The following is an 18,125-nucleotide window of genomic DNA, read 5'->3' on the forward strand; positions in this document are numbered from 1 at the left end:
AGAGTGGCGCGAGCGTATGAGTTTGTTTATCTCTATTTCAGAAGTCTAAATGTAAATTAATTGTTTCTCTCCGCCGTCTCCCGCTTTTAATAATGCAGGCATGTTTTTAACAATGGGCCTGCATTATGTCTTATCGCATCAGTATCCTGGATAAAAGCCCCCTTGCGCAGAACGACAGCGCGACGGATGCCCTGGCGCGCACGCTGCATCTTGCGCAGCAGGCAGAAACCTGGGGCTATCACCGCTTCTGGCTGGCCGAGCACCACAACACGCCTCAGCTTGCCAGCCCTTCTCCGGAAGTGCTGATCGCCTGGATTGTCGGGCAGACCCGCAGAATTCGCGTCGGTTCCGGCGGCGTGATGCTTCAGCATTACAGCCCTTACAAAGTGGCCGAGAACTTCAACCTGCTGTCTTCTCTGGCACCTGGTCGAATCGATCTCGGTGTGGGTAAAGCGCCAGGGGGCTTGCCGCTCTCGACGCAGGCGCTGCAGCATGGGCTTTCGCAGGCGGTGAAAGGCAGCTTTGATGAACAGCTTTCTCAGCTTGACGACTGGCTCTCACGCCGTGAAATCGCCGCAGACGAAAGCGTTCGCGCCACGCCGCTGCCGGCTCAGCGCCCGGACGGATTTTTACTGGGCGCAAGCCTGCAAAGTGCCCGGCTGGCCGCCAGCCTTGACTGGAACTTTGTCTTTGCCGCCCATTTGAACGGCGATAAAACGCTGCTGCGCGACGTGCTGGCCGACTGGCGAAAAAACAGCCGCCGCGAGGTGCTGGTGGCCGTGCAGGCTATCGTGGCGCGGGATGCCGGGCGTGCGGAAGAGCTTGCCCGGCAGGTCGAGATTTGGGGCGTGGAGCTGGAAAATGGTCAGCGCGTGAGCGTGGCCAGCGAAGCGCAGGCCCGCAGCTTTGCCCGCCAGTCAGGCAGCGCACTGCACAGCCTGACGCGCCGTGAGCCTTCGCTGTTAAAAGGAACGCCTGAAACGGTCCGGGAAGCGCTGCAGGCGCTGCACGAAGAGTACGGCATCGATTAATTTATTATTGATACGCCGGTGTCAGAAGGGCCAGAGCGCTTAGCCTCATTGCAGCTGCTGGCAGAGGCCCACGCGGTTACGGAGGCGGCTTTATGACGTTTGCTCAGCAACTGATCGACTGGCGCCGCGAACTGCATCGGTTCCCGGAATTGTCCCTTGAAGAGGTGGAAACCACTTCGCGCATCCGGGACTGGCTGCAAAGCGCCGACATTCGCCTGCTTCCGTATTCGTTAAAAACCGGCGTAGTCGTGGAAATCGGCCAAGGGGAAAAGGCTGTTGCGCTGCGGGCCGATATCGACGCATTGCCGATTGAAGAAACCAGCGGCGTGGCCTTCAGCTCGCAAAATGCGGGGGTGATGCACGCCTGTGGGCATGACGTTCACAGCAGCGTGATGCTGGGCGCGGCGCTGCTGCTGAAGCAGAACGAAGCGCAGCTTAACGGGCGCGTGCGTATTCTGTTTCAGCCCGCGGAGGAGCGCTTCGGCGGGGCAACCACGCTGGTCAAGGCCGGCGTGCTGGAGGGGATCTCGGCCATTTTTGGCATGCATAATGAGCCTGGCCTGCCGGTCGGGACGTTTGCCACGCGCGGCGGCCCGTTTTATGCCAACGTTGATCGGCTGGTCATTCAGGTTCGCGGCAAAGGGGCACACGCGGCGCGTCCTCATGAAGGTAAAGACGCGATATTGCTTGCCAGCCAGTTGGTTACCCTGCTGCAAAGCATCACCAGCCGGGAGGTTAACACTCTGGATTCAGCGGTACTGAGCGTCACGCGCATTGCGGGCGGCAACACCTGGAACGTGCTGCCTGAAAGCGTTGAACTGGAAGGCACGCTGCGGACTCACAGCGCCAGCGTGAGAGAAAAGGTCAAAGCGCGCGTCATTGAGATTGCCGCGGGCCTTGGGCGCGCTTTTGGTGCGGAAATCGACGTGACCTGGCATCTGGGGCCCGATGCACTGGTCAACGATGCGCGCTGGGCGGCGTTTGCCAGCGAAGTCGCCGCCGCTGAAGGTTACGCCACGCATCAGGCCGATCTGCATCTGGGCGGCGAGGATTTTGCGGTTTATCTCCAGCATATTCCCGGCGCGTTTGTCAGCCTCGGCAGCGACAGCCGTTTCGGGCTTCATCATCCGGCCTTCGACCCAGATGAAAGACTGATTGAGCCGGCGGCACGCTATTTCGCGCGGTTAGCACAATCGGCGCTACAACAACTTTAACTCTAATTAGCAATAGCGGATTTTAACCAGCCGCATAAGGATAAGTCATGTCTGAAAAACGACAATTAAGACTGGGTACAATATTACATGGCGCCTCGGGGAATATGTCGGCCTGGCGCCATCCTGCTGCCGTAGCCGACGCCAGTATTAATTTTGAGTTCGTCAAACAAACGGCATTAAAAGCGGAAGAGGGAAAACTGGATTTTATCTTTGTCGCGGACGGACTTTATATTAACGAAAAATCTATCCCGCATTTTTTAAACCGCTTTGAGCCACTCACGGTATTGTCCGCGCTGGCGAGCGTGACCCGGCATTTGGGTCTGGTGGGCACATTGTCGACCTCCTATAGCGACCCGTTTACTACGGCGCGCCAGTTTGCGAGTCTCGACCACCTGAGCAACGGCCGTGCAGGCTGGAACGTGGTCACTTCTCCGCTGGAAGGCTCAGCTAAAAACTTCTCCAGAACCCAGCATCCTGAACATGCGCTGCGCTATCGCATCGCCGATGAATACCTCGACGTCGTGAAAGGGCTCTGGGACTCGTGGGAAGCCGATGCTTTTGTGCGTAATAAAGAGAGCGGGCAGTTTTTTGCCCCTGAAAAGCTGCACGCGCTCAATCATCAGGGCGATTTCTTCCAGGTTGCGGGGCCGTTAAACATTGGCCGCACGCCGCAGGGCAGGCCCATTCTGTTCCAGGCCGGCGCATCGGAAGACGGCAAAAAACTGGCGGCTAAACATGCCGATGCCATCTTCACGCACCACGACTCCCTCCTCGAGGCCAAAGCCTTTTACCGGGATGTGAAAAACCAGCTGGAAGGGCAAGGCCGTGAGGCTAACTCGCTGCATATTTTCCAGGGCGTGAGCGTCATCGTCGGCAAAGATGCTGCGGACGCCGAACAGCAATATCAGACCACCGCCGCGCTGGTGTCCGTCACCGATGCCCTGAACTACCTTGGCCGCTATTTTGAACACCATGACTTTAGCCAGTACCCGCTGGACGAGCCTTTCCCCGATATCGGAGACCTGGGCCAAAACAGCTTCCGTAGCACTACCGATGAGATCAAACGCAACGCCCGTGAGCGTGGGTTAACCCTGCGCCAGGTCGCCCTTGAGGCCGCCAGCCCAAGGCCGCGTTTTTCCGGATCGCCCGAGCAGGTGGCGGACGGCCTGCAGCAGTGGTTTGACGATCGAGCGGCCGACGGGTTCATCATCCAGGGCGGTACCCCGGACACCTTCCCGCGTTTTGTGGAGCAGGTTGTGCCGGTGCTTCAGGCGCGAGGCCTGTTCCGTACCGAATACCCTGGCACCACGCTGCGCGAGAGCTTTGGCCTTGCGCAACCCGAAAATCGCTACGGCAAATAAGACAAATAAAGAGAAAAAATTATGCAAAAAACATCCCTGCTGTTGGCTATCGCCCTGGCGTGGACGCCCCTTGCCTGGGCGAATGACGTTACCATCAACGGTACCGGCGTGAGCCTTGAGGCCAACAAAGCGCCGATCAATACGGCGAAAAATCCGCAGGCAATCGCGCAGTTACCTAAAGATTATCGATTTGCCGTTCCCGGTAAGTTTACCGTGGCAGTGGCGGCGCTTAACTCGCCGCCGCTGACGGTTTTTTCTGATGACAATAAAACCCTGCTCGGCAGTGAAGTCGACATTGCCCGCCTGGTCGCCGACAGCCTTGGGCTGGAGCTGAACGTAGTCCCGACGTCCTGGGAAGACTGGCCGCTCGGCGTGGCATCCGGGAAATATGATGCCGCGATCAGCAATATTACCGTCACCAAAGAGCGCAAAGAGAAATTCGATTTCGCCACCTACCGCAAAGACTCGCTGGGCTTTTATGTGAAGGCCAACAGCCCGATCAAATCGCTCACCCACGCGGAAGATATTGCCGGGTTGCGCATCGTCGTCGGTTCCGGCACCAATCAGGAAGCTATCCTGCTGGCGTGGAATGCTGAAAATGAGAAGAAAGGGCTGAAGCCGTTTACTCCGGTCTACACCAAGGATGATGCGGCGCTGACGCTGGCGCTGCAGTCCGGGCGGGCCGATGCCTGGTTTGGGCCGAATGTCACCGGGGCCTGGAAAGCGGCGCTAACCGGCAAAACGAAGCTGGTGGGCAGCGTTGACGGTGGCTGGCCGAAAGCGGCACACATTGCGGTGACGCTGAAAAAAGGCAGCGGCCTGGTAGAACCTGTTCAGACGGCGCTTAACGGTGCTATTCAGCAGGGCGACTATGACAAGGTGCTGAAGCGCTGGGGTGAGGGCGTGGAGCGTATTCCTGCCTCGGAAATTAACCCCGCCGGTTTAGGTGACTGAGGAGAGGCCCATGAGCGAACATTTTCGCGTTTTGTCCCCGGAAGCGCCGGAACTTCAGCCGATCATTAGCGGCCTGTTTGGCGAATATGCCGCCCGCTACGGGGATTTTTTCTCGCGTGATGCCGAAGTTGAGCTCACCGAGTGGTATCTGCCGCCGCAGGGGATTTTCATCGTACTGGAGCGGGAGGGGGAAATTATTGCCACCGGCGCCTATAAGCCCTATGACCAGCAAACCGCCGAGATCAAACGTATCTGGACGAAAAGTACGCTGCGTAAACAGGGCCTGGCCGGCCGGGTTGTTCGCGAGCTGGAACGCCTTGCCCTGCAGGCCGGCTATAGCCGGGTCTATCTCACTACTGGATTCCGCCAGCCGGAGGCCGTCAGGCTTTATCTGAGCGAAGGCTATGATCCGCAGTTCAGCCTTGAAGTTGACCCCGAAACGTTCAGCCAGCCGCCCTACGATGGCCGACTGCGGTTCACCAAAATCTTAGCGCTGGAAAGCCTGAGTAAAACGGCCTGAGGAGTGACGATGAAAACGACTGAAACCATTAAAGTGGTGCCCGCGCGTTATCCGCTGCGCACCGTTGGCGCCCTGATAGCACTGTTTGTGCTGGCGGTGGTGGTGCAATCCGTCGCGTTTAACCCTCGCTGGGAATGGGGTGTTTTTGCCCACTGGTTTTTTGACCCGGTCATCCTGGAGGGGTTGGGGCAAACGCTGTTGTTAACACTCCTGGGCACGGCGCTGAGCGTGGTACTTGGCGGCCTCCTCGCCCTGGCAAGACTCTCTTCTTCCTGGCTGTTGAGCAGCCTGGCCTGGAGTTACATCTGGCTGTTTCGCTCCCTGCCGCTGATTGTCGTGCTGATCGTGCTCTACAACTTCTCTTATCTGTACGACACGCTTTCGCTTGGCATTCCCTTCACCAGCATCGTCTGGGGTAGCTACGACACCATTAACGTGTTGGGGCAATTTTCGACGGCGGTGGTTGGGCTGACGCTGGTGCAAAGCGCCTACACCGCAGAGATCGTTCGCGGTGGTTTTCTGGGCGTGGACCACGGGCAATATGAAGCCGCTGCCGCGTTAGGCTTGCCCGCGTGGCGACGTACCTTGAGGATTATTCTGCCGCAGGCGCTACGCACGATCCTGCCCGCTGGCTTCAACGAAATCATCAGCCTCGCCAAAGGCACGGCGATGGTTTACGTGCTGGCGATGCCGGAGCTGTTTTACACCATCCAGATGATTTACAACCGCACGCAGCAGGTGATCCCGCTGCTGATGGTGGCGGCCGTTTGGTACCTGGTTATTACCAGCGTGCTCTCACTGATCCAATACCTGGTTGAACGCTCATTGGCCCGCAGCGAACGCCGCTCCGCCATCAATCAAGCGCGTACCGCCCGCAGCGCTGCGCCGTCCTCAGCCCCAGTTTCCCAGGAGCCGGTCCATGCCAACCTCTCATAACGGCCATATTTCAATTACCGGCGTAAGCAAATATTTTGGTCGCCATAAGGCGCTGGATGATGTCTCGCTTGAGATCCCGCCGGGCACGGTGACGGTGATCCTCGGGCCATCCGGATCGGGTAAATCTACGCTGTTGCGCACCATCAATCACCTTGAGCGAGTGGACGAAGGCTATATCCAGATTGACGGCGATTACATCGGTTACCGTCTGAAGGGAGACAAACTGTATGAACTGAAGGAAAAAGATATCCTGCGCCAGCGGGCCAACGTGGGTTATGTCTTTCAAAACTTCAACCTGTTTCCCCACATGACGGTGCTGGAAAACCTGATTGAAGCGCCGGTGGCCCATAAACAGCTGAGCCGCAAAGAGGCGGTTGATCGCGCGTATGACTTGCTGGATGTGGTTGGGCTGCGCAATAAAGCCGATGCCTGGTCGCGGCATTTGTCCGGCGGGCAGCAGCAGCGTATTGCCATTGCCCGCGCGCTGGCGCTGAACCCTCGGGTGATGCTGTTTGATGAGCCAACGTCAGCGCTTGATCCTGAGCTGGTGGGTGAAGTGCTGGACGTCATTAAAAGACTGGCCCGCTCGGGCACTACGCTTGTGGTCGTCACGCATGAAATCGGCTTTGCGCGGGAGGTGGCCGATCAGGTGGTGTTTATGGTGGACGGCAAAATTGTCGAGCAGGGGAGCAGCGACGAAGTATTGAATCGCCCGCAGCACCCGCGTACCCGCCAGTTTTTATCGAAGGTGCTGTGATATGAAATATGGATTCATCGCGCTGTTGGCTTTTTTAGCCGCGTCATCGGCGCAGGCGACTATTGACCTTGTTGCCAATGAAAAACCTCTGAATGTGGTGCGGGATGAACAGGCCATTGCCAAAATCCCCGCAGGCTATCGGTTCGTTGAGCCCGGCACGTTAACGGTGGCCATCTCCGCGTTAAACTCTCCGCCGCTGGCGCTGCTTGCCAGCGATAACCGGACGCGTATCGGCAGCGACCCGGATATTGCCCGCCTGCTGGCCGACAGCCTGGGCCTGAAACTGAAGCTGGTGCCCACCGCGTGGGAAGACTGGCCGTTAGGCATCACCTCTGGGCGTTATGATGTGGCGCTTGTAAACATTGCCGTGACGGAACAGCGGAAAGAGAAATTTGATTTTGCTACTTATCGCGTGGACTCGCTCTCGTTTGCGGTAAAGGCCAGCAGCCCGATTCACGCTATTGCTAAAGCAGAAGATCTCGCCGGGCGGAAGGTCATTGTGGGGGCCGGAACCAATCAGGAGCGTATTTTGCTTGGCTGGAATGCTGAGAACGAAGGTGCCGGGCGCGAGCCCGCCTTGCCTGTTTATGTGACCGATGATGCCTCCGCGAACCTTTATATTCAGTCTGGTCGGGCCGACGTGTTCTTTGGGCCGCAGTCTATTACGGCCTATAAAGCGGCCTTAACCGGCACAACGCGCGTTGTCGGGCTGGGGCCGAAAAAAGCCTATGTGGCGACGACAACGAAAAAGGGAAACGGGCTGGTGTATGCCCTGCAGGCGGCGCTGGATGGCGCTATTCAGCGGGGAGAGTATCAGCAGGTGCTTGCGCGTTGGGGAGAACAGGGGGAAGAAGTTGCTCAGTCGGAGGTAAATCCGCCCGGTATTACTTACTAAAAGATAAAGCAGACTGCGGGTTAAAAAAGCGGAAAATCAAGGCGTTGATTTTCGGCTGAGAAACAAAAAGAGGGAAAAACCATGTTTTTCCCTCTTTTTCAGCAAATTTAAGGCCCGTATTACGGGCCTTAAATCATTGCGCGTTGTCTTAGCGAGGAGCAACGGTGATGTTGTTGCCGCTGCCGGAGATGGCTACACGCTGGCCAACGGAGTAACGGGTGTCACCCTGTTTCTGCACGGCGATGATGGTCTGGCCGTCATCTTTACGGATTTCCAGCTCAACGCCTTTGCTGTTGCCCATTGCGCCGCCGACTGCGTCACCCGCCAGGCCACCGGCTACAGCGCCGCCTGCGGTTGCCAGAGTACGCCCGGTGCCGCCGCCAACGGTGTTACCCAGCAGACCACCCAGTACCGCACCGCCGATAGCCCCGATAGTGCTGTTGCTGTCGCTGCCTTTGATGGTCACCGCGCGAACGTGGGTAATGGTACCGTAGGTCACGGTTCTTACCTGTTTAGCTTCGGACGCGTTGTAAACATCGCCGGACAGCCCTTCGTTGGCGCAGCCAGCAAGGGTGAAAGCAACCAGTGAAACTGCCAAAATACGTGAAATCATTTGTACCTCTCCTGTGAACCCATCAACGCTCAGTGAGCATCCGTTATGGCTAAATTATATGGCAATTCCTGGCCATAGTTCATGTTTGTTCTACAACAATCCTGTAAAAATAGTAAATCAAATGTCTTTAACAACAATTAAACCGCTTCGCTGGGCGAGTTTCGCTCAAGTGTCTGGCCGCCAGGTGCCGCAGTAGACACAGATTATTAATTAAAATTATTAATAAATCATAATATTGCGTGCTAGTTTAACCACATTAATTTACCGCCCCGGCGAGAATAAGGAGTGACGGATGAAGTCAGGTCGTTATATAGGCGTGATGTCAGGCACCAGTCTGGATGGAATCGATGTGGTGCTGGCTGCTATCGACGAACATCTGGTCGTTCAGCAGGCGAGCTACAGCTACCCGATGCCGCTGGCCATCAAAAACGCGGTTCTTGCCGTTTGCCAGGGGCAGCAACTCACGCTGTCCCAGCTAGGCCAGTTGGACAACCGGCTTGGAAAATTGTTCGCCGAGGCGGTGCAAATCCTTATTAAGCGGGAAGGGCTGCGGCCTGAAGACGTCACGGCTATTGGCTGTCACGGGCAAACCGTGTGGCACGAGCCTCAGGGCGAGGCCGCCCACACCATGCAAATTGGCGATAACAATCAAATAGCTGCGCTAACCGGTATTACCGTCGTCGGTGATTTTCGCCGCCGCGATATGGCGCTTGGCGGGCAGGGCGCGCCGCTGGTGCCGGCATTTCATCAGGCGCTGCTGGCCCACCCGGTTGAGCGCCGGATGGTGCTCAACATTGGCGGCATCGCCAACCTCTCGTTGCTGATCCCAGGCCAGCCGGTCAGAGGCTACGATACCGGGCCGGGTAATATGCTGATGGATGCATGGATCTGGCGGCAGCGTGGGAAAGGCTATGATAAGGATGCCGAATGGGCGAGCCACGGGAAAGTCGTGATCCCTTTATTACAGCAAATGCTTAGCGACCCTTACTTTGCTGTCCCTGCGCCCAAAAGTACGGGCCGGGAATACTTTAACTATGGCTGGCTTGAGCGCCAGCTTGCGATGTTCCCGGCGCTTGCCGGAGAAGATGTACAGGCCACGCTGGCTGAGCTGACCGCCACCACTATTGCGGAGCAGGTGCTGTTGAGCGGCAGCTGTGAGCGCCTCATGGTGTGCGGTGGGGGCAGCCGTAACCCGCTGCTGATGGCGCGCCTGGCCGCGCTGCTGCCGGGCACTGAAGTGACGACCACCGATGAAGCCGGAATCAGCGGTGACGATATGGAAGCCCTGGCGTTTGCCTGGCTGGCATACCGGACAATGTCTGGCCTGCCGGGGAATCTGCCTTCGGTAACCGGTGCCTCTGAACCGACCATCCTCGGCGCTATTTATCCCGCTAATCCGCGTCAGAATCAGAGTTAACTGAAATTATCTTCATCCCGCAGCCGCTAAACTGTTGGCGTAAAGGAGGGCGCAGGCCCTCCAGGGACAAGAAGATCTTCAGGATACTCAGATGAAAAAACTACTCATTGCCACCCTGCCCATGCTGCTCGCCGGCTGTAGTTACTACAACGCTTTTCTTGAAAGAATGCATACCGATACGCTGGCGTACCAGTGCGATGAAAAGCCGCTCACCGTGAAGCTGAACAACGACAAACAGCAGGTCAGTTTTGTCTACGACAACCAGATGCTTAACCTGACGCAGGGGCTATCTGCATCCGGCGCGCGCTATACCGACGGTGTTTACGTCTTCTGGTCGAAGGGCGACAGCGCAACCGTCTATCGCAAAGACACGATCGTGCTGAATAATTGCCAGCTTCAGACGGCCAAACGTTGAGATTTCTCAGGGTGGAGAGCACAATAGCTCCACCCGAGGATAGCCTGATGTAACGCCATGTCTGACAACGACTCTTTGCAACAGATTGCGCATTCGCGCCGTGAATACACCAAAGGTGGCCTGCGCCGCCACGATCTCACCGATACGCCGCTGCCGCTGTTTGAACGCTGGCTGGCTCAGGCCTGCGAAGCCAGACTTGCTGACCCGACCGCCATGGTCGTCGCCACGGTTGATGAAAACGGCCAGCCGTATCAACGCATCGTCCTGCTTAAGCATTTTGATGAAAAAGGGCTGGTGTTTTACACCAACCTGGGTTCCCGCAAGGCGCACCATATCGAGCATAACCCTCGCGTCAGCCTGCTTTTTCCGTGGCACATGCTGGACAGGCAGGTGATAGTACAGGGCACCGCCGAGCGTCTGTCCACAATTGAAGTGCTGAAATATTTCCACAGCCGCCCGAAGGACAGCCAGATAGGCGCCTGGGTGTCAAAGCAGTCGAGCCGTATATCCGCGCGCGGCGTGCTGGAAAGCAAATTCCTCGAACTGAAACAGAAGTTCCAGCAGGGCGAAGTGCCGTTGCCGAGTTTTTGGGGCGGCTATCGCGTCAGCATCGACCAAATGGAGTTCTGGCAGGGCGGGGAACATCGTCTGCACGATCGCTTCCTCTACCAGCGTGACGGAACTGCCTGGAAAATAGACCGTCTCGCGCCGTAAAGTCAGGATTTTCACCTTTAGCGCTGGTGCTAACTGCACCAGCCCTTTATTCTATGTGCCCCGTTATTCTTCAAGCTGCAGATGTGTTGACTGCGCACACTCCCCCCAGTCACTTACTTTGTGTAAGCTCCCGGGGATGAATGAGCCTGCCGCCTTTCTGCAACTCGAATTATTTAGGGGCGAACCCTAAAAAATGAACTCTTTCGCCAGTGGGCGAAAAGCCGTGTACCGGCAAAGGTGCAGTCGTATTAGAGATGGAGAATTTGATGTCGGACATCAATTTGATCAAACAATTGCAAGAGCGGGGCCTGGTGGCCCAGGTGACGGATGAGGATGCGTTAGCAGAGCGACTGGCGCAAGGGCCAATTGCACTCTATTGCGGCTTCGATCCGACCGCCGACAGCTTGCATTTGGGCCATCTGGTTCCACTGCTGTGCCTGAAACGCTTTCAGGAAGCAGGCCATAAGCCGGTTGCCCTCGTGGGCGGCGCTACCGGACTTATCGGCGACCCAAGCTTTAAAGCCGTTGAGCGTAAGCTGAACACTGAAGATACCGTGCAGGAGTGGGTGGAGAAAATCCGCCGCCAGGTTGCACCTTTCCTCGACTTTGACTGCGGTGATAACTCTGCCGTCGCCGCGAACAACTACGACTGGTTCGGCAGCATGAACGTGCTGACTTTCCTGCGTGATATCGGTAAGCACTTCTCCGTTAATCAGATGATTAACAAAGAAGCCGTGAAACAGCGTCTGAACCGCGATGATGTAGGGATCTCCTTCACCGAGTTCTCTTACAACCTGCTGCAGGGTTACGACTTCGCCTGCCTGAACAAACTGCACGGCGTAGTGCTGCAGATTGGCGGTTCTGACCAGTGGGGCAACATCACCTCCGGTATCGACCTGACCCGTCGTTTGCACCAGCAGCAGGCTTTCGGCCTGACTGTACCGCTGATCACCAAATCTGACGGCACCAAATTCGGTAAAACCGAAGGTGGCGCGGTCTGGCTCGATCCGAAGAAAACCAGTCCGTACAAGTTCTACCAGTTCTGGATCAACACCGCAGATGCCGATGTGTATCGCTTCCTGAAGTTCTTCACCTTTATGGACATTGCAGAGATCAATGCCCTGGAAGAAGAAGATAAAAACAGCGGCGCGACGCCTCGCGCCCAGTACGTGCTGGCGGAGCAGGTGACTCGCCTGGTGCACGGTGAAGAAGGTCTGACCGCGGCTAAGCGCATTACCGCCAGCCTGTTTAACGGCAACCTGAGCGAACTGAGCGAAGCGGACTTTGAGCAGTTGGCTCAGGACGGCGTGCCGATGGTTGAAATGGATCGTGGTGCCGACCTGCAACAGGCGCTGGTGGATTCCGAGCTGCAGCCGTCCCGTGGCCAGGCGCGTAAAACCATCTCTCAAAACGCGATCACCATCAACGGTGAAAAACAGTCTGACCCGGAATACACCTTCACCGAAGGCGATATTCTGTTTAACCGTTACACCCTGCTGCGTCGCGGTAAAAAGAACTACTGCCTCGTCTGCTGGAAATAAGTTATCGGCACAGAAAAACACGGCTCAGGCCGTGTTTTTTTTAGCAAGCACAACACCTGGCGATACCCGAGTCGAACATGAAAAACATTCTTGCCATCCAGTCCCACGTGGTATTTGGTCACGCCGGTAACAGCGCGGCCGAATTCCCGATGCGCCGTCTGGGCGCCAACGTCTGGCCGCTGAACACGGTGCAGTTCTCCAACCACACGCAGTATGGGCAATGGACCGGCACGGTGATGCCCGCCAGCCACCTGAGCGAGATTGTGCAGGGCATTGCGAATATCGGCCAACTGGAGCGCTGTGATGCGGTGCTGAGCGGATATCTGGGCTCCGCAGAACAGGGCGAACATATTCTGTCTATCGTGCGTCAGGTCAAGGCCGCTAACCCGAAGGCAAAATACTTCTGTGACCCGGTGATGGGTCACCCGGAAAAAGGCTGTATCGTGGCACCCGGCGTGGCTGAATACCACACGCGCTACGCCATGCCAGCGAGCGATATCATCGCCCCGAACCTGATTGAACTGGAAATTCTTAGCGGCCACAGCGTAAACAACGTCGATGAAGCCGTGGCGACCGCCCGTGAGCTTATCGCACAGGGGCCGGAAATTGTGCTGGTGAAGCACCTGGCTCGCGCAGGCTACCAGCAGGACCGCTTTGAAATGCTGCTGGTGACGGCGGACGAGGCGTGGCACATCCACCGTCCGCTGGTGGACTTCGGTGAACGCCAGCCGGTTGGCGTGGGCGATGTAACCAGCGGTCTGCTGCTGGTTAAATTGCTACAGGGCGCGACGCTGCGTGAAGCGCTGGAGCACGTTACGGCGGCGGTGTACGACATCATGGTTGTCACCAAACGTATGCAAGAATACGAGCTACAGCTAGTCGCGGCTCAGGACGGGATTGCCAGGCCCGAGCATTACTTCACTGCGGTGAAGCTCTGAAATAAAAAAAGCCCTCAACTGAGGGCTTTTTACTTTTAGGGCGTGGTTTAAATCCCTTCGGCGGTGAGCGCCGCAGATACCGCCGGGCGCGCCTTCATGCGCTCAACGTAGGCTTCAATATTCGTCAGCCCCGCCAGATCGAGCTTCAGGCCATAGGCCCAACGCAGCACGGTGAACAGGTACGCATCCACCACGGTGAAACGGGCGCCCATCAGCCACTGCTTGTCCTGCAGTGATTCGTTCACGTAATGGAATTTTTTCTCCATCTGCTTGCGAACCACGGCCTTGAATTCTTCGGGAGTGGCCGGGTTGAACAGCGGAGAGAAGCCTTTATGCAGCTCGGTTGCCACATAGTTCAGCCACTCCAGCGTGTGGTAGCGAGTCATGCTGCCCGCCGGGGCCAGCAGCTGGCGGTCAGGCACTTTATCCGCCAGGTATTGCACGATAGCCACGCCCTCGGTCAGCAGGGAGCCGTCATCCAGCACCAGCGCGGGGACCTGCCCTTTGGGGTTGATGGCGAGAAAATCGTCACCGTTTTCGGTGAGTTTGGTCGCCAGGTCAACTTTCACCAGCGAAAAGTCCAGGCCAGATTCACGCAGGATAATGTGTGGGGAGAGGGAACAGGCACCGGGCTTGAAATACAGTTTCATGACGAACTCCTTTAGGGCGCTAAGATAACTTATGTTAGTGCGGACGCAGCGAAAAAAAAAGCCGCCAGCTGTGAGGCCGGCGGCTAAATAATCATTTTTCCTGGAGAAATTACGCGGTAGCGGTTTCGTTAACCTTTTCGGCTTTGTCTTCGCTCAGCGTCATACGGTTCAGCTTAGGTGCTGTCAGCAGCATCAGCACGGCAATCACGCCGGTGACGATACCGATCTGCAGGAAGACACGACCGTACACTTCCAGAGACAGAAGCGGGTCAGTTACGTTTTCCGGCACCGCCATCAGGCCCGCAACTTTACCGGCGATGATAGCTGCCCCTGCGGTCGTCAGGAACCAGCTGCCCATGATGAAGCCCATCAGGCGCTGAGGTACCAGTTGCGCCACCATAGCGAGGCCCAGGCCGGAGATCATCAGCTCACCGATACTCTGCAGCGCATAGCTAAGAATCAGCCAGTTTACGGAAACAATGCCCGCTTCGTTAGCGAACTTAGTGCCGACTGGCAACACCAGGAAGGCGAAGGAGCACAGCACCATACCGATAGCGAACTTGTGTGGCATTGGCAGGCGGTCGCCCATTTTGTTGTAGATAGCCGCGAGAATTGGGCTACCAATCATGATCCAGAATGGGTTCAGCGCCTGGAACTGCTCAGCTTCGAAAGTGATGCCCAGAATGTCGTGGCCCACGTTACGGATAGCGAAGAAATTCAGGGAAGTTGGCATTTGGCTGTAAAGGACGAAGAAGACGATAGCTTCAACCATCAGGATGAAGGCCACGATCATCTTGCGGCGGGCTGCACCTTTCATCGCAAAAGCTTCTTTCGCGAAGATCAGCACGATACCCAGCGCAACAACGCCCAGCACGGCGCGAGCGATACCCTGGTTGTGCAGCAGCCAGGTTGCCACGGCAATCAGCACCACAACGCCTGCGATGGTTGCCAGCAGCTTACCGAAGTGCACCGGTGCGAAATCAGGTTTAGAGCCGTAGTTCTTCACCCACTTCTTACAGAAGATGAAGTTCACCAGCGTGATCAGCATACCCACGAAGCTCAGGGAGAACGCGGTGCTCCAGCCGTAGTGTGCAGCCAGCCATGGGGTGGCAAGCATAGAGAAGAAGGAGCCGATGTTGATGGACATGTAGTACATAGTGAATGCACCGTCCAAACGCGGGTCGTCTTTCTCATAGCAGGTCGACAGCAGCGCGGAAGGGTTAGCCTTGAACAGGCCGTTACCTACGGCGATGGTGGCCATCCCGATATACACCACGCTCACGTCGTGGCCGGAGTAGGCAACAAGGGCGTAACCAATAGCCAGTACGACGGTACCGAGCATGATAACGCGTTTGGTGCCGAGAACTTTATCGCCCAGCCAGCCGCCAATCGCGACCAGGCCATAAACAAGGGCGCTAAAGGAGGAGAACAGCGTGATGGAGTCCGCTTCGGACATGCCCAGCATTTTGACCAGGTAAACGGCCATGATGCCTTGCAGGCCGTAATAGCCGAAACGCTCCCAGAGTTCGATAGAGAAAATCAGGTAGAACGATTTAGGTTGCTTAAAGGCGTTTAGACTAACGCTTTCTGCTGGTTCTTTGTTTGCAGTCGACACATATACCTCTTTTTTTACATCCCGCTTTAATAAGGGGCTTGCTTATGCCTTACCGCGCGGGTAAGCATTTTTCTTGTTATTAGGAAGGAAAAACGGGGGGTAATGTTCACTATCCAGGGGTTGCAGGCAAGGGGTTTGTAATAATCTGTTACATATATCCGGGGCAAGATAATCCGCCATCAGGTGAATTGTTATTCAGCGTTAAATTTTACCAATTCATTTATTAACGATTTTTTGTCTTTTTTCAAAGCGATTTTTTAACATTGCAGCTATATGTTCTGCTTTGAAAGCATAATTGCAGTGATAATGACCACTATATTCAATATGCATGGCCTATTGTATTGCTGTAGATCCATTATTACTAACGATAGCAAGGCGTTAGTTGTGTTTTTGTTACCTTTTTGCAACCTGGGGTTATCAGAGTGATGCAGATCACAAATTTATAGAAATTTCTTATCGCAAAAAAACGATTAACCTGGTTAGTCGATTATTGAGCGGACAATATAAAATCATCCCGCGCTATTCATGGGATAAAAGTGTGCAATTCGGATGTTTTTCAGGCGGGTAGGTGCAGGTGAAGCCCGGGGCTGGCCCGGGGGAGGCGATCAGGCCTCAACTTTCTCTTTGAATTCGCAGAGGTCTTCAATAATACATGAGCCACAGCGCGGCTTGCGTGCGATACAGGTATAGCGACCGTGAAGGATAAGCCAGTGATGGCAGTCGACCTTAAATTCTGCCGGAACCACCTTAAGCAGCTTTTCCTCAACCTGCTCGACGTTTTTGCCAGCGGCAAACTGAGTGCGGTTACACACCCGGAATATATGGGTATCTACGGCAATTGTCGGCCAGCCAAAGGCGGTGTTCAGCACGACGTTGGCCGTTTTGCGGCCTACACCCGGCAGGGCCTCAAGCGCCGCCCGGTCCTCAGGGACTTCGCCGCCGTGCAGTTCAAGCAGCATGCGGCAGGTTTTGATGACATTCTCCGCTTTGCTGTTAAACAGGCCGATGGTTTTGATGTACTCCTTTACGCCATCTACGCCGAGCGCCAGCATTGTCGCCGGGGTATTGGCGACAGGGTAGAGTTTTGCCGTGGCCTTGTTCACGCTGACGTCGGTGGCCTGAGCGGAAAGCAGAACCGCTATCAGCAGCTCAAAAGGGCTGCTGAAGTTGAGTTCGGTTGTCGGATGAGGATTGTTGTCTCTCAGGCGGGTGAGGATCTCAACGCGCTTGCTGTTATTCATTAAGCCTTCTCTGCATTGCCTGCCACGACGGCACTTTCGCGGGCGCGGCGGGCCTTCATTTTTTCATCAATGAGGTATTTTATCGCCAACAGCATACCAAGGCCAATAAAGGCCCCCGGCGGTAGCATGGCGAGCAGGAAAGGCGTATCGGTATGGAAGACTTCAATGCGCAGTACTTTCGCCCAGTTGCCCAGCAGGCCGTCTGCACCGTCAAACAGGGTGCCGTTACCAATAATCTCGCGAATGGAGCCTAAAACAAACATCGCGCTGGTGGCGCCTAGCCCGGTGGCAAACCCGTCCAGCGCGGCATAAGGCACGCTGGCTTTTGCCGCATAGGCTTCGGCTCGCCCGACGACGATACAGTTGGTGACGATAAGCGGAATAAAGATCCCCAGCGACTGGTAGAGCCCAAACGCGTAAGCGTTGATCAGCATCTGCACGATGCTGACCACCGAGGCGATGATCAGCACGTACACCGGAATACGAATCTCAGCGGGCACCCAGCGGCGCAGGGCGGAGATTGTCCCGTTGGTCAGCGTCAGTACCAGCGTGGTCGCCAGCCCAAGCCCCAGGGCGTTGGTGGCCGTGGAGGTGACGGCGAGCAGCGGGCAAAGGCCCAGCAGCTGGACCAGCGCCGAGTTATTTTTCCACAGCCCGTTTATCAGGACGCGTTTTGTTTCGCTCATTGTTGTTCTCCACAGGCCGGCAATTCATTGAGTTGCGCAGGCAGGGTTTCTGCGAACAGGCCAGCGCGCTTAACGGCGTTGACCACCGCGCGCGGGGTAATCGTTGCCCCGGTAAATTGAGTGAACTGCCCGCCGTCTTTTTGGACCGCCCAGGCCTGGTCATTGTTGCCCTGAATGCGTTTATTAGCAAAGTGGGTGATCCAGTCGCTGAGACGCAGTTCTATTTTATCCCCAAGCCCCGGCGTTTCGTGGTGTTCCGTCACGCGGGTGCCGAGAATGGTACCGTTAAAATCGGCGGCAACCAGAATCTGTATAGCACCAGAATAGCCGTCCGGCGCGGTGGCTTCCATTACCACGGCAACCGGTTTATCGCCTTTCCGCGCCACATAAATATGTCGAGCGCCTTTCCCGAGCGGGGAGTCCTTCACCAGCAGGCAACTGTCCTGAATAGGGTTATCGTAGACGTCATCAGCAATCACCTGGTCAAACAACATTTTTTGCTGCAGGGCCGATTGCTGGGCGATAGTCGGTTTGGTGAGTTCGTTGACCAGTGCCGTCAGCCCGGTAAACAGCGCGGCGAACAGCGCCAGGGCTACGCCATGCTTTTGCATTGTTTTAAACATAGCG

18 protein-coding genes and 1 pseudogene are annotated in these 18,125 nt (G+C 56.2%); 13 read left to right on the forward strand and 6 right to left on the reverse strand.

Annotated features, from left to right (window positions below):
- Window positions 1-125: 125 nt before the first annotated feature.
- The 8 genes and pseudogenes from VW41_09330 (at window position 126) to VW41_09365 (ending at window position 7,668) form a co-directional block, all read left to right on the forward strand.
- Window positions 126-1,127, forward strand: a pseudogene (locus VW41_09330) (alkane 1-monooxygenase).
- Entirely contained in the window at window positions 1,124-2,245 is a 1,122-nt protein-coding gene (locus VW41_09335) for a hydrolase (GenBank protein AJZ89224.1), read from the forward strand. The pseudogene VW41_09330 and the gene VW41_09335 overlap by 4 nt, the downstream one beginning before the upstream one ends.
- A gap of 47 nt (window positions 2,246-2,292) precedes the next feature.
- Window positions 2,293-3,606, forward strand: a complete 1,314-nt coding sequence (locus VW41_09340) for a monooxygenase (protein ID AJZ89225.1) — start codon at window positions 2,293-2,295, stop codon at window positions 3,604-3,606.
- Window positions 3,607-3,627: 21 nt separating this feature from the next.
- Complete coding sequence (locus VW41_09345) at window positions 3,628-4,560, forward strand: ABC transporter substrate-binding protein (protein ID AJZ89226.1); 933 nt, start codon at window positions 3,628-3,630, stop codon at window positions 4,558-4,560.
- Window positions 4,561-4,570: 10 nt separating this feature from the next.
- Window positions 4,571-5,080 carry an acetyltransferase gene (locus VW41_09350; GenBank protein ID AJZ89227.1) on the forward strand — a complete coding sequence of 170 codons (510 nt, stop codon included), beginning with the start codon at window positions 4,571-4,573 and terminating at the stop codon, window positions 5,078-5,080.
- Between the two features lie 9 nt (window positions 5,081-5,089).
- Entirely contained in the window at window positions 5,090-6,016 is a 927-nt protein-coding gene (locus VW41_09355) for an amino acid ABC transporter permease (protein AJZ89228.1), read from the forward strand.
- A complete protein-coding gene (locus VW41_09360) occupies window positions 6,000-6,773 on the forward strand; it encodes an arginine ABC transporter ATP-binding protein (GenBank protein AJZ89229.1) in 774 nt (257 codons plus the stop codon). The genes VW41_09355 and VW41_09360 overlap by 17 nt, the downstream gene beginning before the upstream one ends.
- 1 nt (window position 6,774) lies before the next feature.
- A complete protein-coding gene (locus VW41_09365) occupies window positions 6,775-7,668 on the forward strand; it encodes an ABC transporter substrate-binding protein (GenBank protein ID AJZ89230.1) in 894 nt (297 codons plus the stop codon).
- A gap of 148 nt (window positions 7,669-7,816) precedes the next feature.
- On the opposite strand, the gene VW41_09370 is transcribed toward VW41_09365, so the two are convergent.
- Window positions 7,817-8,281, reverse strand: a complete 465-nt coding sequence (locus VW41_09370) for a membrane protein (protein ID AJZ89231.1) — start codon at window positions 8,279-8,281, stop codon at window positions 7,817-7,819.
- A 292-nt stretch (window positions 8,282-8,573) separates the two neighbouring features.
- Between VW41_09370 and anmK the strand changes: the two genes are divergently transcribed.
- The 5 genes from anmK (at window position 8,574) to VW41_09395 (ending at window position 13,306) form a co-directional block, all read left to right on the forward strand.
- Window positions 8,574-9,698 (forward strand): anhydro-N-acetylmuramic acid kinase, encoded by a 1,125-nt coding sequence (gene anmK, locus VW41_09375; protein AJZ89232.1) that lies wholly within the window; start codon window positions 8,574-8,576, stop codon window positions 9,696-9,698.
- A gap of 91 nt (window positions 9,699-9,789) precedes the next feature.
- Window positions 9,790-10,113 (forward strand): lysozyme inhibitor, encoded by a 324-nt coding sequence (locus VW41_09380; GenBank protein ID AJZ89233.1) that lies wholly within the window; start codon window positions 9,790-9,792, stop codon window positions 10,111-10,113.
- A gap of 57 nt (window positions 10,114-10,170) precedes the next feature.
- On the forward strand, window positions 10,171-10,827 hold the full coding sequence (locus VW41_09385; protein ID AJZ89234.1) for a pyridoxamine 5'-phosphate oxidase: 657 nt from the start codon (window positions 10,171-10,173) through the stop codon (window positions 10,825-10,827).
- A 266-nt stretch (window positions 10,828-11,093) separates the two neighbouring features.
- Window positions 11,094-12,368 carry a tyrosyl-tRNA synthetase gene (locus VW41_09390; GenBank protein ID AJZ89235.1) on the forward strand — a complete coding sequence of 425 codons (1,275 nt, stop codon included), beginning with the start codon at window positions 11,094-11,096 and terminating at the stop codon, window positions 12,366-12,368.
- Window positions 12,369-12,445: 77 nt separating this feature from the next.
- Window positions 12,446-13,306 carry a pyridoxamine kinase gene (locus tag VW41_09395; GenBank protein ID AJZ89236.1) on the forward strand — a complete coding sequence of 287 codons (861 nt, stop codon included), beginning with the start codon at window positions 12,446-12,448 and terminating at the stop codon, window positions 13,304-13,306.
- A 47-nt stretch (window positions 13,307-13,353) separates the two neighbouring features.
- On the opposite strand, the gene VW41_09400 is transcribed toward VW41_09395, so the two are convergent.
- From VW41_09400 to VW41_09420, 5 genes are all read right to left on the reverse strand, one after another.
- Window positions 13,354-13,956, reverse strand: a complete 603-nt coding sequence (locus VW41_09400) for a glutathione S-transferase (GenBank protein ID AJZ89237.1) — start codon at window positions 13,954-13,956, stop codon at window positions 13,354-13,356.
- A 109-nt stretch (window positions 13,957-14,065) separates the two neighbouring features.
- The gene (tppB, locus tag VW41_09405; GenBank protein AJZ89238.1) at window positions 14,066-15,571 is read right to left on the reverse strand and encodes a peptide ABC transporter permease; all 1,506 of its coding nucleotides are present in this window, start codon (window positions 15,569-15,571) and stop codon (window positions 14,066-14,068) included.
- A 605-nt stretch (window positions 15,572-16,176) separates the two neighbouring features.
- The gene (locus VW41_09410) at window positions 16,177-16,812 is read right to left on the reverse strand and encodes an endonuclease III (GenBank protein AJZ89239.1); all 636 of its coding nucleotides are present in this window, start codon (window positions 16,810-16,812) and stop codon (window positions 16,177-16,179) included.
- Complete coding sequence (locus VW41_09415; protein ID AJZ89240.1) at window positions 16,812-17,498, reverse strand: elongation factor G; 687 nt, start codon at window positions 17,496-17,498, stop codon at window positions 16,812-16,814. The genes VW41_09410 and VW41_09415 overlap by 1 nt, the downstream gene beginning before the upstream one ends.
- Window positions 17,495-18,121: an electron transporter RnfG gene (locus VW41_09420; protein ID AJZ89241.1), complete on the reverse strand. Its 627-nt coding sequence runs from the start codon at window positions 18,119-18,121 to the stop codon at window positions 17,495-17,497. Before VW41_09420 ends, VW41_09415 begins: the two co-directional genes overlap by 4 nt.
- Window positions 18,122-18,125: the final 4 nt, after the last annotated feature.

It is taken from the genome of Klebsiella michiganensis (genome assembly GCA_000963575.1).
GTDB lineage: Bacteria > Pseudomonadota > Gammaproteobacteria > Enterobacterales > Enterobacteriaceae > Cedecea > Cedecea michiganensis_A.